The organism is Ostreiculturibacter nitratireducens (assembly GCF_032670585.1).
Classification (GTDB): Bacteria; Pseudomonadota; Alphaproteobacteria; order Rhodobacterales; family Rhodobacteraceae; genus Ostreiculturibacter; species Ostreiculturibacter nitratireducens.
Window position 1 is genome coordinate 331096 of the sequence record NZ_JAVQHL010000001.1, and the last position, 16141, is coordinate 347236.

Consider the following 16141-nt stretch of genomic DNA (forward strand, 5'->3'; position numbering starts at 1 on the left):
GTCATGGCCATGACGATCGCCGAAACGCTCCTGACCGAAGCCCGCGCGAAGGGCTTTCTCATCGCCGTGGCGGAGAGTTGCACGGGCGGGATGATCGCGGCCGCGATTACTGACGCGGCCGGCGCCTCTCATGTCTTCGATCGCGGTTTCGTGACGTATTCGAACGCGGCCAAGGAAGCCATTCTGGGCGTCAATCCGGAGACGCTTGCAGCTTTTGGCGCCGTGTCCGAACAGGTCGCCCGCGAAATGGCCGTGGGCGCTCTGTGCCGTTCCGACGCAGACCTCGCGGTTTCGGTCACCGGCATCGCCGGCCCCGGCGGGTCGGAATACAAGCCCGAGGGACGGGTGTGTTTCGGCCTCGCTGTCAAGGACGGACCCATCGAGACGAAGACGGTCGACTTCGGGGCCCTCGGCAGGGCTTCCGTGCGTCAGGCCGCAACCGAACACGCGCTAGGACTTCTCCTCGCGGCTTGCCGCGGCTGATCAATCTCTGCCCACAAATCACACAGCACTCACGGATTGCGCCCAAAATTGAGGCAGTCGCAAAACTGACTGCTGTCCGGGCATCTCCAGGCACTGTTGCCGCTTTTCTCGGCGGCGAAACCACGCTTTCACGCGCGGAAACTGGATTGTGCGAGGGAAGAAAACCATGAACGCCGCCGATACAGCCTGGATAATCGTTGCCACAGCGCTCGTGCTGTTCATGACCCTGCCGGGTCTGGCGCTGTTCTACGGCGGCCTCGTCCGCGCAAGGAACGTGCTTTCGGTCTTCATGCACTGTTTCGCAATTGCCTGCCTGATGAGCATCCTCTGGCTCGCGGTCGGCTACTCGATCGCCTTCGGCGACAGCGGCGCCTATTGGGGCGGTTTCGGCAAGGCCTTCCTGAACGGGATCGACGCGACGGCGGTGCGCGGCACTCTGCCCGAAATCCTCTTCTTCGCCTTCCAGATGACCTTCGCGATCATCACCCCCGCCCTCATCGTCGGTGCCTACGCCGAGCGGGTGGGCTTCGGCTTCGTTCTTCTGTTCTCCGGCCTCTGGATGATCCTCGTCTACGCTCCGGTCGCGCACTGGATCTGGGGCGGCGGGTTCCTTTCCGACGGCGGGATCTTCGGCGAAACCGGCGCGCGCGACTTCGCGGGCGGCGTGGTCGTCCATGAAACGGCCGGCCTCGCGGCGATCCTTCTCGCCCTGATGATCCGCCCGCGCCGCAACCGCACGACGCCCCCGCACAATCCCGGATACGTGATGATCGGCGCCGGCATGCTCTGGGTCGGCTGGTTCGGCTTCAACGGCGGCTCTCAACTCGCGGCCGACGGCACTGCGGCGATGGCGATCACGGTGACGCATATCTCTGCCGCGGCGGCCTCGCTGACCTGGGCGCTCTGGGAGCGTATCAAGTTCGGCCGCGCCTCGGTCGTGGGCCTCGTGACCGGCACGATCGCGGGCCTCGCGTCCATCACGCCGGCTTCGGGCTACGTCGGGCCCGTCGCCGCGCTCATCATCGGGGGCATCGCGGGCATTCTCTGCCAGGAAGCAGTCTCCCTCATCCGCGACCGGCTGCGCATCGACGACACGCTGGACGTCTTCGCCGTCCACGGTGTCGGCGGGATCTTCGGCACCATCATGATCGCGGTCTTCGGCGCGGCGTCCTGGGCGGCGCAGCTGGGCACACTTGTCATCGTCGGCGTCTACACGCTGGTCGGGACCTGGATCATCGCGAAGGCCGCAAGCCTGGTCGTGTCGATGCGCGTCGACGCGGAGACGGAGACGAACGGCCTCGACCTTTCCGCTCATGGCGAGCGGGCCTACGACCACGCGTCCTGACCTGAAATCCGGCCGGGGCCGCTCAGGCCCCGGTCATTCCGGCTTGCCGTAAAGCTGCTCGGCCCGAGCCTCGAAGGCGCGCACGACGCGGCGCATGGCCTCGTCGAAGACGACGCCGATCAGCTTCTGAAGGATCGCGTTCCGGAATTCGAAATCGACGAAGAAGTCGACCGCGCAGCCGCCTCCAGCAACGTCGGTGAGCACCCAGTGCGACCGCATGTACTTGAAGGGGCCATCGAGATATTCCGTCTCGATCCGCTTCTCCTCGGGCCAGAGCGTCACCCGGCTGCCGAAGCGTTCGCGGAAGACCTTGAACGAAATGACGAGGTCGGCCTCCATCAGCACCGATCCGTCGGGACGCGGTTCGCGCTTGCGGATACGGGCCGCCGCAGTCCAGGGGAGGAACTCCGGGTAGCGCGCGACATCCGCGACGAGGTCATAGACCTGCGTCGCCGTGTAAGGCAGCACCCTCTTTTCCTTGTGACTGGGCATGATCCTCCGCACCCTACGTGACACTGGCCGCCCATGTCGTAAAATCTGCCCGCCAATGCAAGGGGGTCGCCATGCCGCAACGCGCCTATGTGATCGACGAGATGATTTCGGCCAAGGCCATTGCCGCGCGCGTCGAAGAGCTCGCGAAGGAAATAACCCAGACCTTCAGGGGCACCGATCAGCTGGTCGTCGTCGGCCTTCTACGCGGGTCCTTCGTCTTCATCGCGGACCTGGTACGCGAAATCGATCTTCCGGTGGAAGTCGACTTCCTCGAAGCGTCATCTTACGGCGACGCCATGGAATCCAGCCGCGAAGTCAGGCTGATCAAGGATCTGTCGGGGGAAATCCAGGGACGGGACGTGCTCGTCGTCGAGGATATCGTCGACACCGGCTTCACGCTTCACCATGTCATCCATATGCTGCGCGCGCGTGGCCCGAGGCGTCTGGAGACGATCGCGCTTCTAGACAAGCCCGCGCGCCGCGAGGCCGAGGTGAAGGCCACCTGGACGGGATTCGAGATCCCGGATGAATTCGTGGTGGGCTACGGGATCGACTATGCCCAACGGAACCGCAACGTGCCCTTCATCGGCAAGGTGCGCTTCACGGAGGCGGAATGAGGCTCACGGCGAAAGAATCGGAAGACTTGTGGAAGGCGGAGCGCCGATGCGCCTGATCTGGTTCTTCCGGATGGCGAAATGGGCGCGTCACCCGCCCTCGGCGCGGCGGGTCGTGTTCATCCTGTCGATCATAGCCATCTGCCTTGCGCTCGCGGGCGCCGAATGGCTCGGGCTCTTTCCCGAGGGTTTCGGCAGCGGCCGTTTCACCGGACGGGTCCCGAAGGTTCAGACGGTTCCCTGAAGCCGCCCGGCCTGTTCTCTCAGTGCGCGGGCGATCCGGGCGCGGACCTGCGCAAGGCGCGGCACACCGGCCAGGTCGACATGGCTGGCCACCCACACGGGCACGGACAGGTCGGGGGCAAGATCGGTGCGGGCCCGCAGCCTCGCGTCGCCCTCGCCGAGCACTACCGGGAGGATCGCGATGCCAAGGCCCGCCGCGACCATCTCGCGGAGGATCACGAAACTGTCCGCCTTTCCGGTGATGTTCCGGGGCTGGACGTTGGCCTCGATCCAGCGGCCCGGCATCGACCTCGAGAGTGGACCGGAAAGCCCCAGCCAGGTATCCGCGCCCCCATCGGTCGCGCCATACGCACGGAATCCCAGGCGGGCGACGAATTCGCCGACGAGATCCTCAGGCAGTTCCACGGCCGGCCGGACGGCGATGTCGGCCTGGATTCGGGCCAGGTCGACATGGGCGTTGGTGCAGAGAATCTCGATCCGAAGTTCGGGCGCCTCGCGCCGCAGGTCCGCGACGATCGGGGGCAAGATGACCTGGCAGAATGTGTCGGTCGAGGTCACGCGCACTTCGCCCGACAGCGGCGCCTTTGCACCGCGCAGCGCCCTGTCGACCGCCTGCATCGCCGCCGCCACTTCGCGCGCGGCTTCGACGACCCGCCGCTTGTCCGTGGGCACGTCGTATCCCCGTGCGGTCTTGTCGAAGAGTGCCACGCCCGCACGCTCCTCGAAACCCGCGATCCGGCGAAGGACCGTCGCGTGGTTGACCCCGAGACGCCGTGCCGCGCCCGAAACCGATCCGGTTTCGGCGACGGCCAGAACGAAGCGCAGATCATCCCAATTATCCCTGTGCATGAATCGAAGATATATCCTGCGCAAATCGCAAATTGTATCGATTCTTGCCCAAGCTACACTTTCGAGGATTGTTCCCCGAAACTCCAAGGGAGGTCTGTCATGAAGAAGGCCGTTGTTGCCGCCACCGCTGCGGTTCTTGCATTCACCGGCGTCGCCGCGGCTCAGGACGCGGGCCCGCACGCACAGGCGATCAAGGCCCGTCAGGGGTTGATGAATTTCTATGCCATGAACCTCGGCCCCCTCGGGGCGATGGCCAAAGGCGAAATGGAATACGACGCAGCCGCCGCGCAGGTGGCCGCGGACAATATCGCGGGCATGGCAAACCTCAATCTCGGAATGGTCTGGCCGCAAGGTTCGGACAACGAGAACGCCCAGGGCACGCGAGCCCTGCCCGCGATCTGGGCGGATGGCTCGGACATCGGCGCCAAGGCCAGCGACCTGAAGGCGGCCGCGGAGGCGATGCAGGCCGCGGCGGGGACGGATCTCGCGTCTCTGCAAGCGGCGATGCAGGGGCTGGGTGCGGCCTGCGGCGCTTGTCACAAGGCCTATCGCGCGTCAGAGTGACGACGGTTGGGCGGGCCCCTGCCCGCCCGGTTTCCGCCTCGGCCCGGAGTTTTCCCGATGCGCCGCCTTCGCACCGCCATCGCCTTCGCCGGACTGGTTGTCGCGGCGGCCTTCTGGCTTCTGACCGCGCCGGATCCGCTGCCCGACGATGCGCTTGCGGGGCTGACGCCCGATCCGGTGCGCGGCGAGCAGGTGTTCTGGGCGGCCGGCTGCGCCTCATGCCACATGGCTCCGGGTGCCGAGGGCGAGGCCAGGCTCCAACTCGCGGGCGGTCAGCGCTTTCCGTCTCCCTTCGGCACCTTCCTCGCGCCGAATATCTCGCCCGACGCCGAGCATGGCATCGGCGGATGGACGGCGCAGGATCTTGCCAACGCGATGATCCGAGGCGTTTCCCCCGATGGCCAGCACTACTACCCCGTCTTTCCTTATTCGAGCTACGCGAAAGCTGAGCTTCAGGATGTCGCCGATCTCCACGCCTTTCTGATGACGCTGCCCCCTGTCGCCACGCCGAACCAACCCCACGACGTGGGATTCCCGTTCTCGGTCCGCCGCAGCCTGGGCGGATGGAAGACGCTCTTCTACAGCGCAGACTGGGTCGTTGACGGCGATCTGACACCGGAACAGGAGCGCGGCCGCTATCTCGTCGAGGCGCTGGGGCATTGCGGCGAGTGTCATACGCCACGGAACGCTTTGGGCGGTTCAGACCGCAGTCGCTGGCTCGCCGGCGGCCCGGTGCCCGCAGGCGAAGGAACCTTCCCCAACATCACCCCGGCGAAGCTCGCCTGGTCCGAGGCCGATATCGTCGAATACCTGACCTCGGGTTTCACGCCGGAATACGACAGCGCGGGCGGACACATGGCCCTCGTCGTGGAAAACACGAGCCGACTGCCGCCCGAAGACCGTGCCGCGATCGCCGCCTATCTGAAGATCGTGCCCCCGGTCGAATAGCTCCGGGACAGGGCTTTTCGGCAAAATCGCCGCCTTGTGGTATCCTGCGGATCAAGGACCCAGAGGGAGGAACTGATGCCGAGGGATTTCCCGCCCCGAGAGTCCGGCCGGATCTACCTGACCGAAGCCGGGACCGAGACCGAGGTCATGTACAAATGGGGCTATGACCTGCCGCATTTCGCAATGTTCACGCTGCTGGAGAACCCGGAGGCGGTGAAGGTCATGCAGGCCATGTTCCGGCGGTACTTCGATGCGGCCGAAGAGCATGGCGCGGGCATGGTCGTCTGCGGCGTCGACTACCGGGCAAGCCCGGACTGGGCGCAGCTTCTCGGTTATTCTCTCGACGGGCTGGCCGAAATGCAGGAACGCGCGATCGCGTTCCTGACCGGGCTGCGGGACGAATACAGGGAGCGTGTCGATGACGTCTATGTGGGCGGATGCATCGGGCCGCGCGGCGACGCATACAGCCTGAACAAGACGATCACCGAGGCCGAGGCCGAGGATTATCACTCCGTCCAGTTGGAAACCTTGAAGAAGGTCGGCGCCGACCTTGCCTGCGCCATGACCTTCAACAGCGTCCCCGAAGCCATCGGCGTCGCCCGCGCCGCCAAGGCCGTGGACATGCCACTGGGCCTGAGTTTCACGCTCGACAGCTCGTCACGTCTGGCGTCAGGGCCGAGCCTGCGTGAGGCGATCGAGACGGTCGATGCGGAAACCGGCGGCGCGCCCGATTTCTACGGGGTCAACTGTTCCCACCCGGTGGAATTCGAGCCAGCCTTCGAACCGGGCGACTGGGCGGCGCGCATCAGGTATGTCCGTCCGAACGCGTCGAAGATGGAAAAGATCGCACTCTGCAAGCTCGGCCATCTCGAGGACGGCGATCCGGTTGAACTGGGGCAGCAGATGACCGACCTCGCGCGGCGCTATCCGGGGATGGATATCCTTGGCGGCTGCTGCGGAACGGACGAGCGCCACCTTGCGGAAATCGCCAGGGGCGTCCGGGCCCTGCGCGCCTGCGCCTAGGCCTTTCCGAGCCTTTCCAGACGCGCCGCGCGGAGCCGCGCGAAATCCTCGCCTGCGTGGTAGGAGGATCGCGTCAGCGGCGTGGCGGAGACCATCAGGAAACCCTTGCCCTGCGCCGCCTTGGCGTATCCGGCAAATTCCTCGGGCGTCACGAAACGATCCACCCTATGGTGCTTCGGCGTCGGTTGCAGGTATTGCCCGATCGTCAGGAAGTCGACGTCGGCAGCGCGCATGTCGTCCATGACTTGAAGGACGCCCTGCCGGTCTTCGCCGAGGCCGACCATGATCCCCGACTTCGTGAACATCGTCGGATCGAGTTCCTTCACGCGCTGGAGAAGCCGCAACGAGTGGAAATAGCGCGCGCCCGGACGAACCGAAGGATAGAGCCCCGGAACGGTTTCGAGGTTGTGGTTGAACACGTCGGGCTTCGCCTCGACCACCTTTTCCAGCGCCGAGGGGGAGCATTTCAGGAAATCGGGCGTCAGGATTTCAATCGTCGTCTCGGGCGAACGGTGGCGCACCGCGCGGATGGTCTGGGCGAAGTGCTCCGCGCCGCCGTCTTCCAGGTCGTCACGGTCGACGCTGGTGATGACGACATGCGAAAGCCCGAGCGTCTGAACCGCATGCGCGACGCGGCCCGGCTCGAAGGCGTCGAGATCGTCCGGGCGCCCCGTCGCGATGTTGCAGAAGGAACAGCCGCGGGTGCAGATGTCGCCCATGATCATCATGGTGGCGTGGCCCTGGCTCCAGCACTCGCCCACGTTCGGGCAGCCAGCCTCTTCGCAGACCGTGACGAGCTTGTTGTTGCGCAGGATGTCCCGCGTCTCCTTGTAGCCCGCCGAGGTGGGCGCCTTGACGCGTATCCATTCCGGCTTCTTGGGCTGGGCCTGATCCGGCCGGTGCGCCTTTTCCGGGTGACGTTCGCTTGGGATCTTCAGGTCGCGCGGGCTCATGCTGCCTCCTGGGATTGCGCATTCCATAGCCCAACCTTGTCCGCTTGTCCAAGCACCTCTGCGAAGGGCTGGTTTTCGGCTGGGTCATGGCGCCGGGGATGATCCGGCGTCCATGGCGCCAGCCGCGTGCACCGCTAGCCGATGAGAGGCCGCGCGCTGCCATAGGTTTCCTCGTAGTGGCGCTTCAGTCGCATCAGAGCGATCCTGAGAACGATCTTCCCCGAGCGCGCGGACCATCCGAGCCGCTTCTCCGCGACCTCCAGACCCTCGAGGAAGCAGCAGGTCCGCAGGACCATGTCGCCAAGCCCCGGACCGAGGTCACGCAGCGCGGCCGCCACCCGATCGCGGGCTCTGGACGAACCCTCACCCTGCCCCGCGCCGGGCTGGAATCCGCCCCGTTCGCCGCCGGTCAGGAACCGCTCCCAGTTCTGGGCGATGCGCGGTCCAAGCTGGGCAAGTTCGAAGTCCTCTCTCAGACGTTCGGCGGCCACTACGAGGTCCTGGCTCAGAAAGGGTTCGCCATCCTTGTCCTTGCGCCGCGCCAGGGCCGCGACCGGACTTTCGGCGAGGTTATAGCGCATTCGCCGCGGCGCCGCGGCGCCGGGCTCCATGACGTTGCGTTCATCCCAGACCCGGTGCTGATCCGCGAAGCGCCCCGAAAACGCTGCCTGAGCCTCCGCGAAACCGGGGGCGCGGCCGACCTGATCCTCGGCGAGAAGACGCTTCAGCGCGGCGCGCCCCGCCACGGTGATCTCGTAGGCGGTCACCTTGCCGGAGCGTGAAATCGCGATCCAGTCCTTCAGCGCGAAGGCCTGAGCGACCGTGCGATCCAGAACCGCGACCCGCTGCGCGCCCTTCAGGACTACGGCCTTTTCCAGGTCCGGAGCGATGGCGAGCATCGCGCCGGTCTCGCACAGGCGGCGCAGAATCCTGCGCGCCTCGCGCATGACGGTGGTTTCGTCGGCAACTACGTCCTTCGATCTTGGAACAGCGGTCATCGGCAGTGGGTCCTCGTTGTCTGCGTTATGGTCGCCCTCGGCCGCCGATCCCGCTGACCGAGCGGAAATCCGAAGACCGAGTCTTGAAAGCGCCTCATCAACGAGCGGGTCTTCCCGCCGGTTTTCGTACCGGCGGAGTTTTCGCAGGACCGTGGAAGCGTGACACCCTTCGCTGCGAGCCAGCGCCCTGATCGAGACGCCTTCCTCCACATGACGCAGGTAGAGCAGCGCGGTTTCGGGCAGCCATGCGGGAAATTCCCCGCTCGCATTCGCCAGAACCGCCATCTTCATCCCCCAGTTCCGGCCGGGTTTTCGGCCCGGCCCAATTCCAGCGAAACTCAACCGTCAGTTGATATCGTTACCTGTTCGTTAAGATCAGGCGCGTCGCTGATAATTGTTCACAAAACATAAATATCTTTGAAAGGATCGCACGCCAGAAAACGCCCAGGCGCAACACCCGTTTAGGTTGTGTCACTCTCCCCCCGGAAACTGCCTTTTCGGAGAGAGAAATGACCGACCCCGCTGCCCGCGTTGCCGAACTTCGCCGTCCCCGGCTCTTGGTCCGCGCCGCGCGCTTTGGCCTGTCCGAATACAACCGTGCCCGCGACCTGAAGCGACTGATACGCAGTCCGGTCGCGCCCGCTCCGGAACGCGCGGTCCCCGCACTACTTGCCGAGGAAGAGCAGCTTGAGGAGACCCGCCTTGCGGGCGACGCCGCCTATTCCATATCGCGGCACATCGAGATCCTCATCGCGCTCATGGCGGAGGTCCGCCTGATATCGCGAGGCCCCGTCGGCGTCTGATCGACAAAAAGGAAAGGGCGGGAACAATCCCGCCCTTCCTGACGTTTGCCTGAGACGTGTCTCACATGAACGCGTCGGGCATCGAGGCCTTCTTCTTCGCCACGTATTCCGTGAGCGCTTCCTCGATGGCCGGATCGATCGCCGGCTTCTGGTAATCGGCCAGAAGCTTCGCGACGCGGGCCTCGGCGAGGGCGATGGTGTCCCGTGCGCCTTCCTCTTCCCAGGTTTCGAACGGCTTGTAGTCGAGAAGTTCGGTGCGCCAGAAGGCTTCCTTGAAGTTCGCCTGCGTATGGGCGCAGCCCAGATAGTGGCCGCCCGGCCCGACTTCGCGGATCGCTTCCATGCCCTGGCCGTTCTCGCTCATGTCGACGCCGGCCGCGAGGCGGTGCAGGACGCCAAGCTGATCGGCGTCCATGACGAATTTCTCATACGAGGAAACCAGACCGCCCTCGAGCCAACCGCAGGAATGGAGCATGAAGTTCACGCCCGCGAGAAGGCCCATGTTGAGCGAGTTCGCCGTTTCATAGGCGGCCTGCGCGTCCGGCAGCTTGGAGCCGCAGAACGAACCGGCGGAGCGGTAAGGAAGCCCCAGCCGGCGGGCAAGCTGGCCCGCGCCGTAAGTGATCTGCGAAGCCTCGGGGGTTCCGAAGGTCGGCGCGCCGGAGTTCATGTCGATCGAGGTCACGAAGGCGCCGAAGATCACCGGGGCGCCCTTGCGGATCAGCTGCGAATAGGCGACGCCCGCCAGCACCTCGGCCAGCACCTGCGTCAGCGTGCCCGCCACCGACACCGGCGCCATCGCGCCGCCGACGATGAACGGCGAGACGATGCAGGCCTGGTTCGCCTTGGCGTAGACTTCCAGCGCGCCCATCATGATGGAATCGAAGGTCAGCGGCGAGTTGATGTTAATGAGCGAGGTCATCACCGTGTTCTGGTCGACGAAGTCCGACCCGAACAGGATCTTCGACATCTCGACCGAATCCTCGGCGCGCGACGGCTCGGTGACCGAACCCATGTAGGGCTTGTCCGACAGCGTCATGTGCGCATAGAGCATGTCGAGGTGGCGCTTGTTCACCGGAACGTCGGTCGGTTCGCAAACCGTGCCGCCCGAGTGGTGCAGCCACTTCGACATGTAGCCGAGCTTCACGAAATTGCGGAAATCCTCGATCGTCGCATAGCGCCGACCGCCTTTCACGTCACGGACGAAGGGAGGGCCGTAGACGGGCGCGACAACCAGGCTCCTGCCACCGATCTCGACGGTGCGGTTCGGGTTGCGCGCATGCTGGATGATGCGCGAGGGCGCCGTGGCGCAAAGCTGTCGGGCAAGCCCGCGCGGGATCCGGACCCGCTCGCCATCCACGTCGGCGCCGGCTTCTTTCCAGCGTTTCAGGGCTTCCGGGTTCTCGACGAAGTTCACGCCGATTTCGGCCAGAACCGTTTCGGCATTGGCCTCGATGATCTGAAGCGCTTCCTCGTTGAGGATCTCCAGATTCGGGATGTTGCGCTCTATGAACCTCGCGGCCTCAATCCGCACCGCCGTGCGTTCAGCCCGCCGAGCGGCACCTCCTCCACCCCGAGCCCTTCGGCCAACCGTTTCTACATCGCTCATCCAAAATCCTCCTGCCGTACGCAGCTGCTTCCTTTTAGACGCGGCACCGCCCCCTTCCGACTGTCGATTGCGTCGTTTCGCACGCGAAAGCGACATTGCGGCCCCCTGGAATGTCGTTGCGCGCCATCGCGGCGCCCGGTGCCGCGACAAACCTTTTGCCGGCCCGCCCTTCCGCCTCTTGCGCGCGAACCGGCCTCGGCCTATTCCCCGCACATGACCGAGCATCAGCGCCTTCTCATCATCGACTTCGGGTCCCAGGTGACGCAGCTAATCGCGCGCCGCCTGCGTGAACTGAACGTCTACTGCGAAATCCACCCGTTCCAGCGCGTGACCGAGGCCTTCCTGGAGGACTTCGCACCGCGGGCGGTCATCCTGTCTGGTGGCCCCGCCTCCGTGACGGAGCCGGGCAGCCCCCGCGCGCCCCAAGCCGTGTTCGAGATGGGCCTGCCCATCCTCGGAATCTGCTACGGCCAGCAAGTGATGATGGAACAGCTCGGCGGCCGCGTAGAGGCAGGTCATCACGCCGAGTTCGGCCGCGCCTTCGTGACGCCGACGGAAGGTCACAAGAACGATGGCATCTTCGCGGGCCTCTTCGGCACTGGCCGCGAGGAAGTCTGGATGAGCCACGGCGACCGCGTGACGCTTCTTGCGCCGGGGTTCGAGGTGATCGGCACCTCGCCAAACGCGCCCTACGCCATGATCGGAGATGCGGCCCGCCACTTCTACGCGGTGCAGTTCCACCCGGAGGTTCACCACACGCCGAACGGGCGCAGGCTTCTGGAAAACTTCGTGCGCCTAGCCGGGTTCACCGGCGACTGGACGATGGGTGCCTACAAGGACGAGGCGATCCGTCTGATCCGCGAACAGGTCGGTGACCGCAAGGTGATCTGCGGCCTGTCCGGCGGCGTCGATTCGTCGGTGGCTGCCGTTCTGATCCACGAGGCGATCGGCGATCAGCTGACCTGCGTCTTCGTCGATCACGGCCTGATGCGGCTCGGCGAGGCGGAGGAAGTGGTGTCGATGTTCCGCGACACCTACAACATCCCGCTGATCCACGCCGACGAAGCGGATCTTTTCCTCGGCGCGCTTGAAGGCGTCACCGACCCCGAGGTGAAGCGCAAGACGATCGGGCGGCTCTTCATCGAGGTGTTCGAGAAGCACGCCAAATCCGTGGGCGGTGCGGAATTCCTCGCGCAGGGCACGCTCTACCCCGACGTGATCGAAAGCGTCAGCTTCTCCGGCGGCCCCTCGGTCACGATCAAGTCGCACCACAACGTCGGCGGCCTGCCCGAGAAGATGGGCCTGAAGCTCGTCGAACCGCTGCGGGAGCTCTTCAAGGACGAGGTCCGTGCGCTGGGACGGGAGCTTGGGCTGCCTCCGAAATTCATCGGCCGCCACCCCTTCCCTGGCCCCGGCCTCGCGATCCGCTGCCCGGGCGAGATCACCCGCGAAAAGCTTGAAATCCTGCGCCGGGCAGATGCGGTCTATATCGACCAGATCCGGCGCCACGGCCTCTATGACGAGATCTGGCAGGCATTCGTGGCGCTTCTGCCGGTCCGGACGGTGGGCGTCATGGGCGACGGGCGCAGCTATGACTACGCCTGCGCTCTGCGCGCCGTGACCTCGGTCGATGGCATGACCGCCGACTATTACCCGTTCACCCACGAATTCCTCGGCGAAACCGCAACGCGGATCATCAATGAGGTCAAGGGCATCAACCGGGTCACTTACGACATAACGTCGAAGCCCCCCGGGACGATCGAATGGGAATGAGGGCCACGCTGTGCCCCGCGTCACGGTCACCGGCTTCCTGATCTGCCGCAGCCTCGAAGAGGCAGACCGTGCCGCTTCCCTTCTGCCGGAACACACCCGCCTGACCCGCGCCGAAGCGGGGTGCCTCCGTTTCGAGGTGTTCCGGTCGATGTCGGACCCCTGCCGATTCGCCGTCCACCAGGTCTTCGCCTCGCCCGAGGATTACGACGCGCACCGGGAAAGGACCCGTGCCTCGGTCTGGGCCAAGGGCACCAAGGGTATCATCCGCGAATTGCGGATCAGCGAGCAATGAACGTGCGCAGGGGTCGCATTATTCGGCCAGATCATGACAAGAACGGTCCAGCCGACGGGAGGCGCCGCGCGACATGAACGACATTCACCCCTTCCGCGCTGCCGCATGGATGTCCGGCTCGATTCTGGGCTTTTCCTCCATGGCCGTTGCGGGGCGCGAAATTGGCACCGCGCTCGACACCTTCGAGGTGATGACCTACCGCTCGGCGATCGGGATATTCACGGTTCTCCTCGTGTCGACGCTCGCCGGCACGCGCGGCCAGATCGGAACGCGCCACCTGAAGGTGCATATCCTGCGCAACGTCTTTCATTTTGCCGGGCAGAACCTCTGGCTCTACGCGCTGCTCCTCATCCCGTTGGCGCAGCTCTTCGCGCTCGAGTTTTCCTATCCGATCATCGTCGCGCTGACGGCCCCGCTCTTTCTCGGTGAACGGCTTCCACCCGTGCGCATCCTTACCGCGTTCGTGGGCTTCGTCGGCATCCTCATCGTCGCGCGGCCCTGGGCGGCGGGAGGGCTTTCGCTTGGCCTCGTCGCCGCGCTGTTGTGCGCCGTGGGTTTCGCCGGGTCGGCTATCGTCACGAAGCGGCTGACGCGCCGCACGACGATCACCGAAATCCTGTTCTGGCTTGCCGTCACGCAGTTCGTTTTCGGCCTGACTCTCGCCGGAATCGATGGCGATGTCGCTCTGCCCCTGACCGAGGACATCCCGTGGCTGATCGTCATTGGCCTTGCTGGCCTCATCGCGCATTTCTGCCTCACGCGGGCTCTCAGCCTTGCGCCGGCGTCCGTCGTCACGCCGATCGATTTCCTGCGCTTGCCGATCATCGGCGCGGTCGGCATGGCGCTATACGGCGAACCCCTTGAAATATGGGTCTTCGTCGGCGGCGCCGTCATCTTCGCGGCAAACCTGATCAACGTTCAGGTCGAGGCGCGATCCCGGCGTGTCGCGGCGGTGACAGTGACTTGAGTGGCACGGCTGCGCGACGCTACATCCGGGTTGATTCTTGTCGTTCCGTGCTGTCCTCTTTGGCGAAAACTGGGGATGGCCAACAAATGAAAAAAGCACTGACGACGGTCGCGAGTTTCGTCCTCGGGACCACCGGGGCGCTGGCGGGAGGAATCGAGCGGTCGGCGCAGTCGGTCGCCATCCTCTTCGAAGAAGGCAGATACGCCGAGTTCTCTCTGGGCTATGCATCCCCGACCGTCTCGGGACTGTTCCTCGGCGCCGTGCCGTCAGGAGACATGGCCCCCGCCTACACGACTCTGTCCTTCGGCTACAAGCAGCCCCTGGGAGACAAGGTCGATATCGCCCTTATCTACGAGCAGCCTTTCGCGGCCGACGTCGCCTATCCGACGGGCACCGGATACCCGTTCGAGGGCTCCACGGCCGAGCTTCGGGCGAACTCGGTCACGGCGGTCCTGCGCTACAAGCTGCCTTCCAACATCTCGCTGATCGGCGGCCTCAGGGCACAGTCGATCGCGGGCGACGTGGCGATCCCATTCTTCGCCGATTACACCCTGTCCACCAGCACCGACTACAAGCTTGGCTATGTGGTCGGTGTGGCATGGGAGAAGCCCGAAATCGCAGCGCGCGTTTCGCTGACCTACAATTCGGAGATCACGCACGATATCGAAGCGGTGGAATACGGTGCCCTTGACACCAAGTTCGACACGACGACACCGCAATCCGTGAATCTCGAGTTCCAGACGGGCATAGCCGCCGATACGCTTCTCTTCGGCTCGATCCGCTGGGCCGACTGGTCGGTCTTCGACATCATTTCGCCCGACACCGGATTGCCGGGGGTGGACTACGAAAACGACTTCACCACCTACAATCTGGGCGTCGGACGAAGGTTCAGTGACAACTGGTCGGCCGCCATCACGCTGGGTTACGAGGCGCATAAGGGCGACCCGGTCGGGAACCTCGGTCCGACCGACGGTTTCCGCAGCATCGCTATCGGAGCCACCTACACCGAGGGCAAGGTCAAGATCACCGGCGGCCTGCGCTACGTCGAGATCGGGGACGCGATCACGAGGGGCGTCGGCAGCAGCTTCACGGACAACTCGGGATGGGGCGCCGGGCTGCGCGTGGGCTATTCCTTCTGATCCTTCTGAACCACGCCAACGCCCCGGCGAGCGTCTGCCGCCTGACGTCCATCGCGGCGCGATCTCCGCAATTGCCGGCATGTCCCGAAGATTTCTCGTGTAAATCGGGCGGCTTGCCGCTAGGACAGCGCTGACCACCAATGGATGACGCAATGATCTACCAAAGTGCTGAAGAGTGGCTGGGGTCGGAAGAGAAGCGCGTGCTGCTTTTCGGGATGTCCGGGCTTGGCAAGACCCATGTCTCCAAGCTCCTCCGCGACTCCGGAAACTGGTTCCACTATTCCATCGATTACCGCATCGGCACGCGCTACATGGGCGAACACATCGCCGACAACTTCAAGCGCGAGGCGATGAAGGTGCCGCTCCTGCGGGAGCTCTTGATGACGGATTCGGTGCACATCACCTCAAACATCCGCTTCGACAATCTCGCTCCTCTTTCGACCTATCTCGGCAAGCCGGGCAACCCGGCGAAGGGCGGCCTGCCCTTCGCGGAATACATGCTGCGGCAGGATCAGCACCGTGTCGCGGAAATCGCGTCTCTCCTCGACACCGCGCATTTCGCAGAGCGTGCCAAGTCGCTCTATGGCTACCCACACTTCGTCTGCGATTCCGGGGGGTCGATCTGCGAAGTCGTTGAGCCTGAGAACCCCGACGACCCGGTCCTCACCTCGCTCTCCCGGGTGGCGCTGATGGTCTGGATCGAGGGCACCGAGGCGCACACGGCCGACCTGATCCGCCGCTTCGACAAGGCGCCGAAGCCGATGTATTACCAGCCTGAGTTCCTCCATGCCGCCTGGGAGGAATATCTTTCCGAGAACAGGCTGTCAGAGGCCGAAGTCGATCCGGACGCCTTCGTGCGCTGGACTTACGCGCGCGCCCTCGCCCATCGCCAGCCGCGGTACCGCGCGATGGCCGAGAATTGGGGCGTGACCGTCTCGGCGCATGACATCGCCGACGTGAATAGCGTGGAGGGCTTCATCGCCCTCGTGGCGCGCGCCCTTGAGGCCAGGTGCTGAAGAGACTATCTGCCGTTCTCCCCCGAAGGA

General features: G+C 64.8%; 18 protein-coding genes. 13 read left to right on the plus strand and 5 right to left on the minus strand.

The window, feature by feature from the left end; translation table 11 throughout:
• The first annotated feature begins 9 nt into the window (after positions 1–9).
• On the plus strand, positions 10–483 hold the full coding sequence (locus tag ABCN56_RS01540) for a CinA family protein (protein WP_343079008.1): 474 nt from the start codon (positions 10–12) through the stop codon (positions 481–483).
• 166 nt (positions 484–649) lie between these two features.
• Positions 650–1828 carry an ammonium transporter gene (locus tag ABCN56_RS01545; protein WP_343079009.1) on the plus strand — a complete coding sequence of 393 codons (1179 nt, stop codon included), beginning with the start codon at positions 650–652 and terminating at the stop codon, positions 1826–1828.
• A gap of 33 nt (positions 1829–1861) precedes the next feature.
• Here the strand turns inward: ABCN56_RS01545 and ABCN56_RS01550 are convergent, their stop codons facing one another.
• Positions 1862–2320 (minus strand): type II toxin-antitoxin system RatA family toxin, encoded by a 459-nt coding sequence (locus ABCN56_RS01550; protein WP_343079010.1) that lies wholly within the window; start codon positions 2318–2320, stop codon positions 1862–1864.
• Between the two features lie 71 nt (positions 2321–2391).
• On the opposite strand from ABCN56_RS01550, the gene hpt reads away from it, so the two are divergent.
• Both hpt and ABCN56_RS01560 read left to right on the plus strand, forming a co-directional pair.
• Positions 2392–2937 carry a hypoxanthine phosphoribosyltransferase gene (gene hpt, locus ABCN56_RS01555; RefSeq protein ID WP_343079011.1) on the plus strand — a complete coding sequence of 182 codons (546 nt, stop codon included), beginning with the start codon at positions 2392–2394 and terminating at the stop codon, positions 2935–2937.
• Positions 2938–2983: 46 nt separating this feature from the next.
• Positions 2984–3178: a hypothetical protein gene (locus ABCN56_RS01560; protein WP_343079012.1), complete on the plus strand. Its 195-nt coding sequence runs from the start codon at positions 2984–2986 to the stop codon at positions 3176–3178.
• Here the strand turns inward: ABCN56_RS01560 and ABCN56_RS01565 are convergent.
• Positions 3163–4026 carry a LysR family transcriptional regulator gene (locus tag ABCN56_RS01565; protein ID WP_343079013.1) on the minus strand — a complete coding sequence of 288 codons (864 nt, stop codon included), beginning with the start codon at positions 4024–4026 and terminating at the stop codon, positions 3163–3165. The genes ABCN56_RS01560 and ABCN56_RS01565 overlap by 16 nt on opposite strands.
• A gap of 99 nt (positions 4027–4125) precedes the next feature.
• Between ABCN56_RS01565 and ABCN56_RS01570 the strand changes: the two genes are divergently transcribed.
• From ABCN56_RS01570 to ABCN56_RS01580, 3 genes are all read left to right on the plus strand, one after another.
• Entirely contained in the window at positions 4126–4590 is a 465-nt protein-coding gene (locus ABCN56_RS01570) for a c-type cytochrome (RefSeq protein ID WP_343079014.1), read from the plus strand.
• A gap of 57 nt (positions 4591–4647) precedes the next feature.
• Entirely contained in the window at positions 4648–5538 is an 891-nt protein-coding gene (locus tag ABCN56_RS01575; RefSeq protein WP_343079015.1) for a c-type cytochrome, read from the plus strand.
• Positions 5539–5613: 75 nt separating this feature from the next.
• Positions 5614–6561, plus strand: coding sequence for a homocysteine S-methyltransferase family protein (locus ABCN56_RS01580; protein ID WP_343079016.1), 948 nt, complete (start codon positions 5614–5616; stop codon positions 6559–6561).
• On the opposite strand, the gene lipA is transcribed toward ABCN56_RS01580, so the two are convergent.
• Both lipA and ABCN56_RS01590 read right to left on the minus strand, forming a co-directional pair.
• Complete coding sequence (lipA, locus tag ABCN56_RS01585; RefSeq protein WP_343079017.1) at positions 6558–7514, minus strand: lipoyl synthase; 957 nt, start codon at positions 7512–7514, stop codon at positions 6558–6560. The two genes, ABCN56_RS01580 and lipA, sit on opposite strands and share 4 nt — an antisense overlap.
• A 134-nt stretch (positions 7515–7648) precedes the next feature.
• On the minus strand, positions 7649–8797 hold the full coding sequence (locus tag ABCN56_RS01590) for a DUF6456 domain-containing protein (protein ID WP_343080093.1): 1149 nt from the start codon (positions 8795–8797) through the stop codon (positions 7649–7651).
• Between the two features lie 224 nt (positions 8798–9021).
• Here ABCN56_RS01590 and ABCN56_RS01595 point away from each other — a divergent pair, with 224 nt between their 5' ends.
• A complete protein-coding gene (locus ABCN56_RS01595) occupies positions 9022–9315 on the plus strand; it encodes a DUF6477 family protein (protein WP_343079018.1) in 294 nt (97 codons plus the stop codon).
• A gap of 61 nt (positions 9316–9376) precedes the next feature.
• Here ABCN56_RS01595 and ABCN56_RS01600 read toward each other — a convergent pair whose 3' ends face one another.
• A complete protein-coding gene (locus ABCN56_RS01600; RefSeq protein ID WP_343079019.1) occupies positions 9377–10924 on the minus strand; it encodes a trimethylamine methyltransferase family protein in 1548 nt (515 codons plus the stop codon).
• A 213-nt stretch (positions 10925–11137) separates the two neighbouring features.
• On the opposite strand from ABCN56_RS01600, the gene guaA reads away from it, so the two are divergent.
• The 5 genes from guaA to ABCN56_RS01625 all read left to right on the plus strand — a co-directional run bounded on the left by guaA (position 11138) and on the right by ABCN56_RS01625 (position 16111).
• Positions 11138–12697 carry a glutamine-hydrolyzing GMP synthase gene (guaA, locus tag ABCN56_RS01605; protein ID WP_343079020.1) on the plus strand — a complete coding sequence of 520 codons (1560 nt, stop codon included), beginning with the start codon at positions 11138–11140 and terminating at the stop codon, positions 12695–12697.
• Positions 12698–12707: 10 nt separating this feature from the next.
• The gene (locus ABCN56_RS01610; RefSeq protein WP_343079021.1) at positions 12708–12989 is read left to right on the plus strand and encodes a putative quinol monooxygenase; all 282 of its coding nucleotides are present in this window, start codon (positions 12708–12710) and stop codon (positions 12987–12989) included.
• A gap of 73 nt (positions 12990–13062) precedes the next feature.
• Entirely contained in the window at positions 13063–13956 is an 894-nt protein-coding gene (locus ABCN56_RS01615) for a DMT family transporter (RefSeq protein ID WP_343079022.1), read from the plus strand.
• Between the two features lie 86 nt (positions 13957–14042).
• Entirely contained in the window at positions 14043–15095 is a 1053-nt protein-coding gene (locus ABCN56_RS01620; protein WP_343079023.1) for a hypothetical protein, read from the plus strand.
• 152 nt (positions 15096–15247) lie between these two features.
• The gene (locus ABCN56_RS01625; RefSeq protein ID WP_343080094.1) at positions 15248–16111 is read left to right on the plus strand and encodes an ATPase; all 864 of its coding nucleotides are present in this window, start codon (positions 15248–15250) and stop codon (positions 16109–16111) included.
• Positions 16112–16141: the final 30 nt, after the last annotated feature.

Coding starts and splice junctions, on each gene's coding strand:
- ABCN56_RS01540 (WP_343079008.1), top strand. CDS start 10: ATGACGATCGCCGAAACGCTCCTGACCGAAGCCCGCGCGAAGGGCTTT.
- ABCN56_RS01545 (WP_343079009.1), top strand. CDS start 650: ATGAACGCCGCCGATACAGCCTGGATAATCGTTGCCACAGCGCTCGTG.
- ABCN56_RS01550 (WP_343079010.1), bottom strand. CDS start 2,320: ATGCCCAGTCACAAGGAAAAGAGGGTGCTGCCTTACACGGCGACGCAG.
- hpt (WP_343079011.1), top strand. CDS start 2,392: ATGCCGCAACGCGCCTATGTGATCGACGAGATGATTTCGGCCAAGGCC.
- ABCN56_RS01560 (WP_343079012.1), top strand. CDS start 2,984: ATGCGCCTGATCTGGTTCTTCCGGATGGCGAAATGGGCGCGTCACCCG.
- ABCN56_RS01565 (WP_343079013.1), bottom strand. CDS start 4,026: ATGCACAGGGATAATTGGGATGATCTGCGCTTCGTTCTGGCCGTCGCC.
- ABCN56_RS01570 (WP_343079014.1), top strand. CDS start 4,126: ATGAAGAAGGCCGTTGTTGCCGCCACCGCTGCGGTTCTTGCATTCACC.
- ABCN56_RS01575 (WP_343079015.1), top strand. CDS start 4,648: ATGCGCCGCCTTCGCACCGCCATCGCCTTCGCCGGACTGGTTGTCGCG.
- ABCN56_RS01580 (WP_343079016.1), top strand. CDS start 5,614: ATGCCGAGGGATTTCCCGCCCCGAGAGTCCGGCCGGATCTACCTGACC.
- lipA (WP_343079017.1), bottom strand. CDS start 7,514: ATGAGCCCGCGCGACCTGAAGATCCCAAGCGAACGTCACCCGGAAAAG.
- ABCN56_RS01590 (WP_343080093.1), bottom strand. CDS start 8,797: ATGGCGGTTCTGGCGAATGCGAGCGGGGAATTTCCCGCATGGCTGCCC.
- ABCN56_RS01595 (WP_343079018.1), top strand. CDS start 9,022: ATGACCGACCCCGCTGCCCGCGTTGCCGAACTTCGCCGTCCCCGGCTC.
- ABCN56_RS01600 (WP_343079019.1), bottom strand. CDS start 10,924: ATGAGCGATGTAGAAACGGTTGGCCGAAGGGCTCGGGGTGGAGGAGGT.
- guaA (WP_343079020.1), top strand. CDS start 11,138: ATGACCGAGCATCAGCGCCTTCTCATCATCGACTTCGGGTCCCAGGTG.
- ABCN56_RS01615 (WP_343079022.1), top strand. CDS start 13,063: ATGAACGACATTCACCCCTTCCGCGCTGCCGCATGGATGTCCGGCTCG.
- ABCN56_RS01620 (WP_343079023.1), top strand. CDS start 14,043: ATGAAAAAAGCACTGACGACGGTCGCGAGTTTCGTCCTCGGGACCACC.
- ABCN56_RS01625 (WP_343080094.1), top strand. CDS start 15,248: ATGATCTACCAAAGTGCTGAAGAGTGGCTGGGGTCGGAAGAGAAGCGC.